This is a genomic window from Streptomyces sp. TG1A-8, assembly GCF_030499535.1.
In the GTDB taxonomy this organism is placed as follows: Bacteria; Actinomycetota; Actinomycetes; order Streptomycetales; family Streptomycetaceae; genus Streptomyces.
Window position 1 is genome coordinate 6,509,454 of record NZ_JASTLB010000001.1, and the last position, 12,987, is coordinate 6,522,440.

The following is a 12,987-nucleotide window of genomic DNA, read 5'->3' on the forward strand; positions in this document are numbered from 1 at the left end:
TGAATCAGGGTGGAACTCCGGGGGAAACCCGGGTCGCGCATTGCACGCCCGGAGCGGGCTGCCCAGGGTCGGGGCGTGAGCACCCCCCGCTGTGACGGTGCTCCCCGCCGTGCTCCCGCCTGCGGCGCGGTGGGAAGATCAGGTGCAGTCGTGGCCGAGGGAGGCGTGTCCATGAAACTTCACACCCACGAGTGGGGGGCCGGGGACCGGATCGCCGTCCTGGTCCACGGGATCATGTCCGACCACCGGACCTGGGGGCGGGTCGCCCCCGTCCTGGCCGGCAAGGGCTACCGGGTCATCGGGGTGGACCTGCGCGGGCACGGCGCCAGCGGCCGGGGGGAGTACGGCGCCGAAATCTGGGCGGAGGACCTCATCGAGACCCTGCCGCACGCACCGGAGATGGTGATCGGCCACTCGCTCGGCGCCATGGCGCTGGCCCTGGCCGTCGAACGCCTCGCCCCGGCCCGCGCCGTCTACTGCGACCCGGCGTGGGAGCTGGAGGGGAGCATGGCCGCGGCGGCCCCCTACTTCGCGCACTTCAAGCACGTGTCCAAAGCGGTGATCGCGGCCCTCAACCCGCGCTGGGAACCCGCCGACGTCGAGGTGGAGCTGGCCGCCCTCGCCGCCTGGGACCCGGACACGGCCCAGGTCCTGCCCGCCGCCTACGCGGTGAGCCGGATGCCCGCGCGCCCCGTCGTGCCCTCCCTGGTGGTCCTGGCCGACCCCAGCGGCCTGGTGCCCCCGCACCGGGCGGCCGAGCTGGCCCGGCGCGGTTTCGAGGTGCGCACGGTCGCGCGCACCGGGCACACCGTCTACCGGGACGACCACGACGGTTTCATGGCGGCGCTGGACGGCTGGATCTGAGGATCGGACCCGCGGGGGTCGAGGGCCGGGAATCGGGGTAGACGGGTACGCCCGAGGAAAGGACCGTCATGACGACCTACGTCATCACCGTGCCCGGCACCTTCACCGCGGGAGCCGGGGCCGACACCCGGGCCCGGCTGAGCCGGTCGCTGCGGCCGGCCGATCCGCACGGCACCCGGATGGGCAGCAGCGAGGACCTCGACGTGCTCAACGTGAACGAGGACAACACCTTCACCCTCCGCCTCAGCGTCGAGGCCGACACCGCCCCGCACGCCGAGCGGGAGGCCCGCCGGCTCGCCGACTCCGCGCTGCGGGAGGCGGGCCTGGACGAGCGGACGGCACCGCTGGGACCCGCGGTCGTCACCGGCATCGATTCCGACATCCGCTGACGCGGGGCGGCGCGAGCCGGCTCCCGGGGACGGAGCCGGCGGAACGCCGCATCCCGGGGCAGGATCACCCTGAAAAGGTAAAATGGTGGAGTGCGTCCCGAAAGGTCACCGTCCAGCCGGAAGTGATCGATGCCCCGCAAGCGCTCCACGGACGACGGCGACGAGCTGCTGGCCAGACTCGGGTCGCTGACCGCCCAGGCGCGCGAGCGCGCGGAGCTGCAGCGCAGCCAGGTCGAGCTGGCCGTCGCCCTCCAGCGCGGCATGCTGCCCCGGGACCTGCCCGCCGCCGACGGGCTGCACCTGGCCGTGCGGTACGCGCCCGCCTGCCACGGCCTCAACGTGGGCGGCGACTGGTACGACGCCTTCGCCCTGCCCGACGGCCGCATCGGACTGTGCATCGGCGACGTGCAGGGCCACAACATCGAGGCCGCCGCCCTCATGGGCCAGGTCCGCGCCGGGCTGCGGGCCCTGGCCTCCGTCACCGGCGAGCCGGGCGAACTGCTCGGCCGGACCAACGACCTGCTCCTCGCCCTGGGCAGCGACCTGTTCGCCACCTGCACCTTCATGCGGCTCGACCCGGCCACGGGCGTGCTGGAGAGCGCGCGGGCCGGGCACATCCCCTTCGTCTGGGCCACGGCCGACGGCAGGTCCGGCGTCGTCGACGACGAGGGAGGGCCCCCGCTCGGCGTCCAGGAGGGCACGGACTACCCCGTCGCCCGGCACCGGCTCACCACCGGCGGGGTGTTCGTGCTGCTCACCGACGGCGTGGTGGAGGGCCCCTCGCTGAGCGTCGAGGAAGGCCTGCGGCAGGTGGTGCGGCTCGCCGGCATCGCGGCCGTCGCGGGTCTGGAGGTGCACGCGCTGGCCGCGGCCGTGATCGGGGGCGCCGAGAACGTGGGTCACGAGGACGACGCCGCCGTCCTCGTCGTCGGCCTCGACGGCCTCCGCGCGGCGCACGCCGCGGGGTCCGGCGTTCAGCCATAGGGCGGGACGGAACCGCTCCCGCCTCGCCGTCCGGACGCCGACGGTGTCAGATGACTGCTGTGGTGGGTACACGGGATCTGCGCCGGCCGGCCGGTCACGCCGTCCGGGTCCTGGCCGTCGCGGCCTGCTACTACGGGGCCGGCCGGCTGGGACTGCTGCGCCGGCTCGTGGTCGAGGGCGCCGTGGTCACCCCCGTCTGGCCGCCCACCGGCGTCGCCGTCGCCGCCCTGCTGGTCCTCGGACTGCGCTGCTGGCCCGGCATCACCCTCGGGGCCTTCTTCTCGGTCCTGTCCCTGTCCGCCCCCGCCCCCGGCCTGGTCGTCGTCCTCTTCGGGCAGACGGCCGCCCCCGTGTGCGCGGTGCTGCTGCTGCGCCGGGCCCGCTTCCGCACCGACCTGAGCCGGTTGCGCGACGGCCTCGCCCTGGTGTTCCTCGGCGCCCTGACCTCCATGCTCATCGGCGCCACCTTCGGGGTGGGCCTGCCGCTGCTCATGGACGAGCTGCCCCCGCACGCCTTCTGGGCCGCCTGGCTGGCCTGGTGGGTGGGCGACGCCATGGGCGTCCTGATCGTCACCCCGCTCCTGCTCCTGCTGCACCGGGCGCGGTGGCCCCCGCGCCCGGTGCGCTGGAAGGAGGCGACCGCGCTGACCGTCGTCGCCTGCTGCCTCGTGCCCCTGGCCACCTACAGCCCGGCCAGCGTGCTCTTCCTGGTCTACCCGCTGCTCATCTGGGCCGCGTTGCGCTTCGAGCTGGCGGGCAGCGCCCTGTGCGCGCTGCTGATGTCCGTGCTGGCCACCGTCGCCGCGACGGACGGGGCGGGCTCCTTCGCGGGCCTGAGCCGGGTCCAGGTCCTGGTCAAGCTCCAGGCGTTCAACGGCGCGACGGCCCTGACCGCGCTGCTGCTGTCCGCCGTGATCACCGAGCAGCGCAACACCCGGCGCTCCGTCGAACGCGCCTGCCAGGAACTGGTGGAGGTACTGGAGCACCTCACCGCGGGAGAGGCCCCGCCGCCCCGCCCGGCCCCGGACACCGACGCCCGGCCGGGGCCGGGCGGCACCCCGTGACCCGGCCGGCCGCCGGAGACCGGCCGGGTCCGCAGCCCGCGCGGTGGCCGGAGCCGGCCCGGGACCGGTTCACCGGCCCTGTTCGTCGCCGTCCGGCTCCGGCGGGGCCGCGCGCCCGGCGTCGTCGCGCCCGCCCGCCGGCCGACGGGCGGGCGGGCCGTGCCCGTGCCGCCCGGCTGTCCGCCGCCGGTCGTGCCGTATCCGCCGGGACGCCCGACGGCATGTCGGCGTCGGCCTGCTCCTCACTGACGTGCCGCCTGGCCCGTACGCTCGCCCGGCGCTCGGGGTAGGGGTAGTCGAACGGGCGGGAGGCGGCGCGTCCGTCCTCCGCCCCGCGCTGCCGCCGGGCGGCGTCCGACGCGGCGGTGCCGGCCTCGTCCTGGTGCGTGCGGTCGTCCCGGTGCGTGCGGTCCCCGTCGTCCAGCCGGTGCCGAGTACCCGCCCACCGGCACCCGGCAACGTCGGTCACGGCGTGTCGAACGGCCGCCCGGGGGCACTGGGAGACGATGGGCGGTGCCCGGCACGGAGCCGGGCGGAGGGACAAGGACGGCATGGGACAGCGGGTGGCACCGGGAAGGGCGGCCGGGCCGGGCGCGGCGGCCGGGCCCGGCGGCCCGGCACCGTACCCGGACGGCACCGACGCACGGCGCCGCATCCCGCGCACCGACGCCCTGCTGCGCGACCCGCGGCTGGCCGCCGCGGTGGACCGGCTGGGGGAGCGGGTCGTGAAGGGGGCGGTGCGGCAGGCACAGCAGCGGGCCCGCGCCGGCGGCATCGCGCCCGAGCACGTGCCCGAAACCGCCCTCGCCCTGCTGCCCGGCACGGCCGGCGGGCTGCGCCCCGTGATCAACGCCACCGGCGTGCTGCTGCACACCAACCTGGGCCGCGCCCCGCTGTCGACGGCGGCCCGCGAGGCCGTGGCGGCCGCAGCCGGACCCACGGACGTCGAACTGGACCTGGCCACCGGGGTACGGGCCCGCCGCGGCCGCTCCGCCCTGGCCGCGCTACGCGAGCGCGTGCCGTCCGCCGGCGCGGCGCACGTCGTCAACAACGGCGCCGCCGCGCTGGTCCTGGCCGCCACCGCGCTCGCGGCCGGCAAGGAGATCGTCATCAGCCGCGGGGAGATGGTGGAGATCGGCGACGGCTTCCGCCTGCCCGACCTGCTGGTCTCCACCGGGGCCCGGCTGCGCGAGGTCGGCACGACCAACCGGACCGGCACCGCCGACTACGCCGCCGCGATCGGCCCCCGGACCGGCTTCGTCCTCAAGGTCCACCCCTCCAACTTCCGCATCACCGGGTTCACCCGCGCCGCCGGAACCGGCGAACTGGCCGAGCTGGGCGTCCCGGTGGTCGTCGACATCGGCTCCGGGCTGCTCGCCCCGCACCCCGCGCTGCCCGAGGAGCCCGACGCCGACACCCAGTTGCGTGCCGGAGCCGCCCTCGTCACCGCCAGCGGGGACAAACTGCTCGGCGGCCCCCAGTGCGGTCTGCTGCTGGGCCGGGACGACGTCGTGCGCGCGCTCGCCCGGCACCCGCTGGCCCGCGCCCTGCGCGTCGACAAGCTGACCCTGGCCGCGCTGGAGGCCACCCTCACCGGCCCGCCCACCCCGACCGCCACCGCCCTCACCACCGACCCGGCCCGGCTCAGGGCCCGTGCCGACCGGCTCGCCGCCGCGCTCGGCGCCGACGGCATCGACGCACGGGCCGTCGGCAGCACCGCCACGGTGGGCGGGGGAGGCGCGCCCGGCGTCACCCTGCCCAGCGCCGCGCTGTCCCTGCCCGAGCCCTACGCCCCCGCGCTGCGCACCGGTCCGCTCCCCGTGGCCGGACGCCTGGAGGCGGGCCGCTGCCTGCTGGACCTGCGGGCGGTGCCGGCCGAGGACGACGAACGGCTGGCCGAGGCCGTGCGGCAGGCGCGGCCCCCCGCGGAAAGGTGACCGCGATGCGGGTCCTCGCCACCGCCGGTCACGTCGACCACGGCAAGTCCGCCCTGGTCCGGGCGCTCACCGGAATGGAGCCCGACCGGTACGCCGAGGAGCACCGCCGGGGCCTCACCCTCGATCTCGGCTTCGTGTGGACCAGGCTCGGCCCGGACGGCGAGCACCTGGCCTTCGTGGACGTACCCGGGCACGAGCGGTTCGTCGCCACCATGCTGGCCGGCGTCGGACCCGTGCCCGCCGTGCTGTTCGTGGTCGCCGCCGACCGGGGCTGGCAGCCGCAGTCCGAGGAGCACCTCGCCCTGCTGGACGCGCTCGGCGTGCGGCACGCCGTCCTCGCGGTGACCCGCAGCGACCTCGCCGACCCCGGGCCCGCGCGCGCGGACGCCGTGGAGCGGCTGGCCGCGACCTCGCTGGGCGAGGTGCCCTCCGTCGCGGTGAGCTCCGTCACCGGCGCCGGACTCGGCGAACTGCGCGGGGAGCTGGCCCGGCTGGCCGCCGCGCTGCCGGACCCCGACCCCGGTGCCGACGTACGGCTGTGGCTGGACCGGGCGTTCGGCGTGCGCGGCCGCGGCACCGTCGTCACCGGCACGCTCGCCGCGGGCACCCTGCGGGTCGGCGACCGGCTCGTCACGGGGGACGGCTCGGCCGTGCTGCGCGTGCGCGGGCTGCAGAGCCTGCAGCAGGAGCGGACGGCGGTCGCCGGGGTGGCCCGCGTGGCCGTCAACGTGCACGGGCCGGGCGACGCGGACCTGCGGCGCGGGCACGTGCTGCTGACCCCGGACCGCTGGCTGTCCACCGGGGTGACCGACGTGCGCGTCACCGGCGGGCCGGCCGCCGGCCTGCCCCGCTCGCTCACCCTGCACATCGGCACCGCCGCCGTCCCGGCGACCGTCCGCCCGCTGGGCGAGGACACCGCCCGGCTCACCCTGCACCGGGCCCTGCCCCTGCGCGTCGGCGACCGCGCGGTGCTGCGCGAACCCGGCGGCAGCCGGCCGCCGTGCGCCGCCACCGTCCTCGACGTACGGCCGCCGCGGCTGACCCGGCGCGGCGCCGGCCGGGCCCGCGCGGCCGAACTCGCCCTCCTGACCGGCCGCCCCGACGGCGCCGCCGAACTGCGCCGCCGCCGGCTCGTGCGCCGCACCGACCTGCTGGCCATGGGCGTCCGGCCCCCGGCCGCACCCGTCGCCGGGGACTGGCTGGCCGACGGCGCGCACTGGGCGGCCCTGCGGGACCGGCTGGCCGCCGAGGTCGACCGCCACGCCCGCACGCACCCGCTGGAGCCCGGCCTGCCCACCGAGGCGGCCCGCCGCGTGCTCGGCCTGCCCGACCGCGCCCTGGTCGACGCCCTTGCCCGCACCGCGCCCGGCCTCCTCGGCCGCGACGGCCGGCTGTACCCCGCCGGCCGCTCGCGGCCCACCCTGCCCCCGCCCGTCCGGGCCGCCGCGGACGCCGTGCGCCGGGACCTGGCCCGTACGCCGTTCCGCGCGCCCGAGGCCGGCCGGCTGGCCGAACTGGGACTGACGGGGAAGGCGCTGGCCGCGGCCGTGGCCGCGGGCGCCCTGCTGCGCATCGCCGACGGGATCGTGCTGCTGCCCGGCGCCGACGCCGAGGCCGCCGCCGTACTGCGCCGGCTGCCGCAGCCGTTCACCCTGACCGAGGCGCGGCGCGCGCTGGGCACCACGCGCCGGGTGGCCGTACCGCTGCTGGAGTTCCTGGACGCCCAGGGCCGCACCGAACGCGTCGACGACCAGCGCCGGCGCTGCCGGCCGGACGCGGGGAGCGGAGGCGGACGGGAATCGAACCCGCCTGCCCGAGATCCTCGGACACCTCGGTTTTGAAGACCGGGAGGGCCACCAGGCACCCACACGCCTCCACCGCCCGTCAGGCTAACGCCCCAGGAGACCGGCATGAAACCGACCCGCCAAGCACCCGTACGCCTCACGCAGTTCGCCCACGGCGGCGGCTGCGCCTGCAAGATCCCGCCCGGTGAGCTGGAGGAGGTGGTCAGCGGTCTGGGCGCCCCGCTGACCGGGGGCGAGACGTCGCTCCTGGTCGGACTGGACACCGGCGACGACGCGGCCGTCGTCACGCTCCCCGGCCGCCGGGACACCGCCGTGGTGTGCACCGCCGACTTCTTCACGCCCGTCGTGGACGACCCCTACGACTGGGGCCGCATCGCCGCCGCCAACGCCCTGTCCGACGTGTACGCGATGGGCGGCCGGCCCGTCCTCGCCGTCAACCTGCTCGCCTGGCCCCGCGACCGGCTGCCCTTCGACCTGGCCCGCGAGGTGCTGCGCGGCGGCCTGGACATCGCCGCCGAGGCGGGCTGCCACGTCGGCGGGGGGCACAGCGTCGACGACCCCGAACCCAAGTACGGCATGGCGGTCACCGGCCTGGCCGACCCCTCCCGGCTGCTGCGCAACGACACCGGCCGGCCGGGCCTGCCCCTGTCGCTGACCAAACCGCTCGGACTGGGCGTGCTGAACAACCGCCACAAGGCCACGGGGGAGCGCTTCGAGCAGGCGGTCGCCACGATGGCGGCCCTCAACCGGGACGCCTCCGCCGCCGCCCTGGCCGCCGGCGCCGACTGCGCCACCGACGTCACCGGCTTCGGACTGCTCGGCCACCTGCACAAGCTGGCCCGGGCCTCCGGGGTGACCGCGGTGCTCGACACCGCCGCCGTGCCCTACCTGGACGGCGCCCGGGAGGCCGTCCGGGACGGGTACGTCAGCGGCGGCACCCGGCGCAACCTGGAGTGGGTCGCCCCCCGCACCGACTTCGGCACCACGGACGAGGACACGCGGCTGCTCCTCGCCGACGCCCAGACGTCCGGCGGCCTCCTCGTGGCGGGGGAGGTGCCCGGGGCGCCCGTGGTGGGCGAGCTGGTGCCGCGCGGTGCCCACTCGATCGTGCTCGGGTAACCGCCCCCACCGGAGGTGCGAACCCCCTCGCATACCCCGCTTCGCCGCCCTCACACCCGGTGGCCGGTGTGAATTCCCCCTGGGGCAAAAAGGCCGACGAGCGCTTTGTACGGAGCCGGGAACATGGGTTAGCCTGCGGCGTATTTTCTCATCATGCACCTCCGTGAACAGCGGAAATGCGTGCACCAGGGCCGGGCCGCGCTGTGCTCCCGGCAGGGGTTCCGAGCCCTTCGCGCGAGGGCTCCAGGGGAGCGGAACGAGGGTACCCATGGGCGGCAAGGCGACCGGGACGACCGACACGGTCCCGGGCGATCAGGAACTGAGAAGACTCCTCGCGGGTCTGACCGCCGTGCGTGACGGAGACTTCGGCACACGGCTGCCCGACGACTCCAGCGGACTGATGGGCGACATCGCCACCGTCTTCAACGGCATGGTCGACCAGCTGTCCGTGTTCACCTCCGAGGTCACCCGCGTGGCCCGCGAGGTCGGCACGGAGGGCACCCTCGGCGGCCAGGCCGAGGTGCCGGGCGTCTCCGGCACCTGGGCCGACCTCACCGACTCCGTCAACGCCATGGCGGGCAACCTCACGACCCAGGTCCGCGACATCGCCCAGGTGGCCACCGCCGTGGCCAAGGGCGACCTGTCCCAGAAGATCGACGTACCCGCGCGTGGCGAGGTCCTCCAGCTGAAGGAGACCGTCAACACGATGGTGGACCAGCTGTCGGCCTTCGCCGACGAGGTCACCCGCGTGGCGCGCGAGGTGGGCACCGAGGGCCGCCTCGGCGGCCAGGCGCAGGTGCCCGGCGTCGCCGGTGTGTGGCGGGACCTGACGGACTCGGTCAACTTCATGGCCGGGAACCTGACCGCCCAGGTGCGCAACGTCGCCCAGGTGACGACGGCGGTGGCCCAGGGCGACCTGTCGCAGAAGATCACGGTGGACGCGCGAGGCGAGATCCTGGAGCTGAAGAGCACCATCAACACGATGGTGGACCAGCTGTCCGCGTTCGCCGACGAGGTCACCCGCGTGGCGCGCGAGGTGGGCACCGAGGGCCGCCTCGGCGGCCAGGCGGACGTCAAGGGCGTCAAGGGAACCTGGCGGGACCTGACGGACTCGGTCAACTTCATGGCCGGGAACCTCACCGCCCAGGTGCGCAACGTCGCCCAGGTGGCCACGGCGGTGGCCCAGGGCGACCTGTCGCAGAAGATCACGGTGGACGCGCGAGGCGAGATCCTGGAGCTGAAGAACACCATCAACACGATGGTGGACCAGCTGTCCGCGTTCGCCGACGAGGTCACCCGCGTGGCCCGCGAGGTCGGCACCGCCGGCAACCTCGGCGGCCAGGCGACCGTGCGCGGCGTCTCGGGCACCTGGAAGGACCTTACGGACAACGTCAACGTGATGGCCTCCAACCTCACGCACCAGGTCCGCTCCATCGCCCAGGTCGCCACCGCCGTGGCCAAGGGCGACCTCTCGCAGAAGATCACCGTCGAGGCCAAGGGCGAGGTCGCCGCGCTCGCCGACGTGATCAACACCATGGTCGACACGCTCTCCGCGTTCGCCGACGAGGTCACCCGCGTGGCGCGCGAGGTGGGCACCGAGGGCCGCCTGGGCGGCCAGGCGCACGTGCCCAACGTGGCCGGCACCTGGAAGGACCTCACCGACAACGTCAACTCCATGGCCAACAACCTCACCGGCCAGGTGCGCAACATCGCGCTGGTGACCACCGCCGTGGCCAAGGGCGACCTGTCGAAGAAGATCGACGTCGACGCCCGGGGCGAGATCCTCGAACTGAAGACGACCATCAACACGATGGTGGACCAGCTGTCCGCGTTCGCCGACGAGGTCACCCGCGTGGCGCGCGAGGTGGGCACCGAGGGCCGCCTGGGCGGCCAGGCCGAGGTCGAGGGCGTCTCCGGCACCTGGAAGCGCCTGACGGAGAACGTCAACGAGCTCGCCGGCAACCTCACCCGGCAGGTCCGTGCCATCGCCGACGTGACCAGCGCCGTCGCCGAGGGCGACCTGACCCGCTCCATCACCGTCGACGCCTCCGGCGAGGTCGCCGACCTCAAGGACAACATCAACTCCATGGTGGAGTCCCTGCGCGAGACCACCCGGGCCAACCAGGAACAGGACTGGCTCAAGACCAACCTGGCCCGGATCTCCGGCCTCATGCAGGGCCACCGCGACCTGCCCGTCGTCGCCGAACTGATCATGGACGAGCTGGTGCCGCAGGTCTCCGCGCAGTACGGAGCCTTCTACCTCGCCGAGGAGAGCGCGTCCGGGCCCGAGCTGCGGCTCGTCGGCTCCTACGGAAGACCGGAGGCGGACTTCCGGCCCACGCGGATCCCGTTCGGCCGCTCCCTGGTCGGGCAGGCCGCGCGCAGCCGCCGCACGATCGCCGTCGAGCAGCTGCCGCCGGGCTACGTCACCATCTCCTCCGGGCTCGGGCAGGTCGAGCCCAGCACCCTGCTGCTGCTGCCCATCGTCTTCGAGGACCAGGTCCTCGGCGTCATCGAACTGGCCTCCGTCACCACCTTCACCGAGATCCAGCGGGACTTCCTGGAACAGCTGGTGGAGACGATCGGGGTCAACGTCAACACGATCGTCGCCAACGCCCGCACCGACGAACTGCTGGAGGAGTCCCAGCGCCTGACCAGCGAACTGCAGTCCCGCTCCGCCGAGCTGCAGGCGCGGCAGGAGGAACTGCAGCGGTCCAACGCGGAACTGGAGGAGAAGGCCTCGCTGCTGGCCGAGCAGAACCGGGACATCGAGGCGAAGAACCTGCAGATCGAGCAGGCCCGGCAGGAACTGGAGGCGCGCGCCCAGCAGCTGTCGCTCGCCTCGAAGTACAAGTCCGAGTTCCTCGCGAACATGAGCCACGAGCTGCGCACCCCGCTCAACAGCCTGCTCATCCTCGCCCAGCTGCTGGCCCAGAACCCCTCCCGCAACCTCACGCCGAAGCAGGTGGAGTACGCGGGCATCATCCACTCCGCCGGCTCGGACCTGCTCCAGCTCATCAACGACATCCTCGACCTGTCCAAGGTCGAGGCCGGCAAGATGGACGTCACGCCCGAACGGGTCCCGCTGCGGCAGCTCATCGAGTACGTCGAGGCCACCTTCCGGCCGATGACCTCGCAGAAGAGCCTGGAGTTCACCGTCAGCACGGCGGCCGGCGCCCCCGCAGACCTGTTGACCGACGACTCCCGGCTGCGGCAGATCCTGCGCAACCTGCTGTCCAACGCCGTCAAGTTCACCGAACAGGGCAGCGTCGAACTGCGCATCGAGCCCGCCTCCGACAGCGAGGTGCCCGAGGGCGTGGTGCGCGGCGGCACCATCGTGGCCTTCCGCGTGAAGGACACCGGCATCGGCATCCCGGAACAGCAGCGGGAGGCGATCTTCGGCGCCTTCCAGCAGGCGGACGGCACCACGAGCCGCAAGTACGGCGGCACCGGTCTCGGCCTGTCCATCACCCGGGAGATCGCCCACCTGCTCGGCGGCGCCGTCACCGTGAACAGCACGCCCGGCAAGGGCAGCACGTTCACCCTCTTCCTGCCCGTCGCCCGGACCGACTTCGAAGAGCTCCTGGCGGGCGGCAGGCCCGTGCCCAGGGCGGTCGAGCCGTCCCCGGCCGGCGAGCCGCCCGCGCCGGTGCCCGCGGCGGGGGCCCGGCCGGGCACCGCGAGGAGGCAGCGCCCGCGCCGCCTGCTCGTCGTGGAGGAGCGCCCCCGCGGACTGCTCACGCTCGTCGCCGAGAGCGTGGTCGGCGACCTCGCGCACCACCGGGCCGACGGGTCGGACGACACCTCCGTGGACATCATCACCGCGGTCGGCGCCCAGGAGGCGGCCGGCGCCCTCGCCGCGGAGCCCTGCCACTGCGTCGTCGTGGAACTCGGCGCGCCGGACGGGGAGTCCGCGCGCTTCCTGGAGGCCCTGCACGGCGACTCGGCGCTGGCGAGCGTCCCGGTGCTGGTGCACAGCTCGCACCGCGCCGAGGGCGTTCCCGAGGAGCCGATGACCGGCTCCCTGGAGTACCTGTTCAGCCTGGACGAGCTGCGCGAGCGGATCGCCCTGCACCTGTCGACCGAGGAGCCCGGCGAGGTGCTCACCCTGGTCCGCGGCGACGACCCCCAGTTGACGGCGCCGCACCTGGTCGACGAGCAGACCCGGGGCCGTACCGTCCTGGTCGTGGACGACGACGCCCGCAACCTCTTCGCGCTGAGCGGCATCCTGGAACTGCACGGCTTCCGGGTCCTGCACGCGGAGAACGGCCGCAAGGGCATCGAGACGCTGGTGCACAACCCGGACGTGGAACTCGTCCTGATGGACGTGATGATGCCCGAGATGGACGGCTACACGGCCACGGCCGAGATCCGCAAGATCCCGCGGTACGCGGACCTCCCGGTGATCGCCGTGACCGCCAAGGCCATGCAGGGCGACCGGGAGAAGAGCCTCGCCTCCGGAGCCAGCGACTACGTCACGAAGCCCGTGGACACGCACGACCTCATCGCGTGCGTCCGGCGCTGGCTCCCCGCATGAGGACACCCCCGCCCGTCCCGCCGCCCGCCGGCCTAGGAGCACGCACACGGTGAACGTCCACGACCCGTCGCAGCAGCCCGCGGCAGCCGCCGCGGGCCCCGGCACCCCCGATGCCCCGGAGCCCGTCCGGGCCCGGGTCCCCGCGATCGCGGGCACGTACGGGACCGCGGTGCGCGCGCCGCAGGCGCCGGACCTGCCGGACCCGGCGGCCCCGGGGACGCCGGGTCCGGCAGGTCCGGAGACGGCCGTGCCCGGACCGGCGGGGCCGGAGGGGACCGAACCGGACAC

7 protein-coding genes, 1 tRNA gene and 1 pseudogene are annotated in these 12,987 nt (G+C 75.0%); 8 read left to right on the plus strand and 1 reads right to left on the minus strand.

What is annotated here, in order from left to right; translation table 11 throughout:
• The first annotated feature begins 171 nt into the window (after positions 1 to 171).
• The 6 genes and pseudogenes from QQY24_RS28860 to QQY24_RS28885 all read left to right on the plus strand — a co-directional run.
• On the plus strand, positions 172 to 864 hold the full coding sequence (locus tag QQY24_RS28860; RefSeq protein WP_301975645.1) for an alpha/beta fold hydrolase: 693 nt from the start codon (positions 172 to 174) through the stop codon (positions 862 to 864).
• A gap of 68 nt (positions 865 to 932) precedes the next feature.
• On the plus strand, positions 933 to 1,253 hold the full coding sequence (locus QQY24_RS28865; RefSeq protein ID WP_301975646.1) for a hypothetical protein: 321 nt from the start codon (positions 933 to 935) through the stop codon (positions 1,251 to 1,253).
• Positions 1,254 to 1,382: 129 nt separating this feature from the next.
• The gene (locus QQY24_RS28870; protein WP_301975647.1) at positions 1,383 to 2,237 is read left to right on the plus strand and encodes a PP2C family protein-serine/threonine phosphatase; all 855 of its coding nucleotides are present in this window, start codon (positions 1,383 to 1,385) and stop codon (positions 2,235 to 2,237) included.
• A gap of 50 nt (positions 2,238 to 2,287) precedes the next feature.
• Entirely contained in the window at positions 2,288 to 3,301 is a 1,014-nt protein-coding gene (locus QQY24_RS28875) for an MASE1 domain-containing protein (RefSeq protein WP_301975648.1), read from the plus strand.
• 551 nt (positions 3,302 to 3,852) lie between these two features.
• A complete protein-coding gene (gene selA / locus QQY24_RS28880) occupies positions 3,853 to 5,238 on the plus strand; it encodes an L-seryl-tRNA(Sec) selenium transferase (RefSeq protein WP_301975649.1) in 1,386 nt (461 codons plus the stop codon).
• 5 nt (positions 5,239 to 5,243) lie between these two features.
• Positions 5,244 to 6,986: pseudogene (locus tag QQY24_RS28885) on the plus strand (SelB C-terminal domain-containing protein); the annotation flags it as partial.
• Positions 6,987 to 7,021: 35 nt separating this feature from the next.
• On the opposite strand, the gene QQY24_RS28890 reads toward QQY24_RS28885, so the two are convergent.
• Positions 7,022 to 7,114: transfer RNA gene (locus tag QQY24_RS28890), tRNA-Sec, on the minus strand.
• A 34-nt stretch (positions 7,115 to 7,148) separates the two neighbouring features.
• On the opposite strand from QQY24_RS28890, the gene selD reads away from it, so the two are divergent.
• The gene (selD, locus tag QQY24_RS28895; protein WP_301975650.1) at positions 7,149 to 8,162 is read left to right on the plus strand and encodes a selenide, water dikinase SelD; all 1,014 of its coding nucleotides are present in this window, start codon (positions 7,149 to 7,151) and stop codon (positions 8,160 to 8,162) included.
• Positions 8,163 to 8,430: 268 nt separating this feature from the next.
• Entirely contained in the window at positions 8,431 to 12,699 is a 4,269-nt protein-coding gene (locus QQY24_RS28900; RefSeq protein ID WP_301975651.1) for a HAMP domain-containing protein, read from the plus strand.
• Positions 12,700 to 12,987: the final 288 nt, after the last annotated feature.

Coding starts and splice junctions, on each gene's coding strand:
- QQY24_RS28875 (WP_301975648.1), top strand. CDS start 2,288: ATGACTGCTGTGGTGGGTACACGGGATCTGCGCCGGCCGGCCGGTCAC.
- QQY24_RS28865 (WP_301975646.1), top strand. CDS start 933: ATGACGACCTACGTCATCACCGTGCCCGGCACCTTCACCGCGGGAGCC.
- QQY24_RS28900 (WP_301975651.1), top strand. CDS start 8,431: ATGGGCGGCAAGGCGACCGGGACGACCGACACGGTCCCGGGCGATCAG.
- QQY24_RS28870 (WP_301975647.1), top strand. CDS start 1,383: ATGCCCCGCAAGCGCTCCACGGACGACGGCGACGAGCTGCTGGCCAGA.
- selD (WP_301975650.1), top strand. CDS start 7,149: ATGAAACCGACCCGCCAAGCACCCGTACGCCTCACGCAGTTCGCCCAC.
- selA (WP_301975649.1), top strand. CDS start 3,853: ATGGGACAGCGGGTGGCACCGGGAAGGGCGGCCGGGCCGGGCGCGGCG.
- QQY24_RS28860 (WP_301975645.1), top strand. CDS start 172: ATGAAACTTCACACCCACGAGTGGGGGGCCGGGGACCGGATCGCCGTC.